Below are 788 nucleotides of genomic sequence, written 5' to 3'. Positions count from 1 at the left end.
CGGGTTCGGTGTGGGGGCAGACCGTGGCCGGACTGCCCGTCGGCATCGGCGCACGCGGGGGTAAATAGTCGTCAGGCGGCCCAACCGCTGGCGTCCCCGTTGAGCCGGTACAGGCCGCCCAACGCCTGTTTAACATAATGCGGGGGAATTATACGCACTGCGCCGGCAACCCCCGGTAATCCGCTCAGCAATGAAGAGCGGCTTAATGCGTATAATTGGCATTATGTCTTGCGCCCCCGCGGTTCAGCATTGCGGGGAGTGGCGCACAAGGCTGCGCCTTATGCTCTAACCGACTGAGCCGGACATCGGCAACCCTGAGTGCTTCTTTAGCTGCCCTGCAACCGTTGGGCCAACCCCCCTGAAGGCAGGTCGGCCTGTGGCCTCCGCGCATTGACTTCCCCCCGCCCCAACCCTGCTGCACTGGCTGCGCCCAGGGGCTTCCCTGAACAAAATCGCGTGGTCATGCAAGGTCATATGCAAGCCGAAGCCACAGTGCCCCAGAGCGTCGCAGGGGCGCCGCTTGCGGGCTCTGTGCCGCCCGCGCCCGCAGAACGGCCGCCCGCCGCCCAAGCAAGTTGGGCGACGTTCGCCCGTTGCCGAAAAAGGCGCTACACTGACCAGGGCTTGGCGGGAAAAACCGGCCTTCTGGGGCGAAAAGCGCGTCAGGGGGTTTTGGGGTCGGCGGTGAACGGACATTGGAAAAAACGGGTGGTAACTGACTGAGGGCATGAGGAAAATCGGCGTTCGGTAATCAACGTCGCAATGGAATGCGTTGTTATTGAGAATAA

General features: G+C 62.6%; 1 protein-coding gene. It reads right to left on the bottom strand.

The genetic code is table 11. The features are described from left to right. Positions 1-202 precede the first annotated feature (202 nt). Complete coding sequence (locus tag C5471_RS23395; protein ID WP_166296605.1) at positions 203-391, bottom strand: hypothetical protein; 189 nt, start codon at positions 389-391, stop codon at positions 203-205. Between the last annotated feature and the right edge of the window lie 397 nt (positions 392-788).

Origin of the sequence: Photorhabdus tasmaniensis (assembly GCF_011189505.1) — a bacterium.
GTDB classification, from domain to species: domain Bacteria; phylum Pseudomonadota; class Gammaproteobacteria; order Enterobacterales; family Enterobacteriaceae; genus Photorhabdus; species Photorhabdus tasmaniensis.
The sequence above is the reverse complement of the archived record's forward strand: the minus strand, read 5'-3'. Positions and strand labels throughout refer to the sequence as shown.

Coding starts and splice junctions, on each gene's coding strand:
- C5471_RS23395 (WP_166296605.1), bottom strand. CDS start 391: ATGCGCGGAGGCCACAGGCCGACCTGCCTTCAGGGGGGTTGGCCCAAC.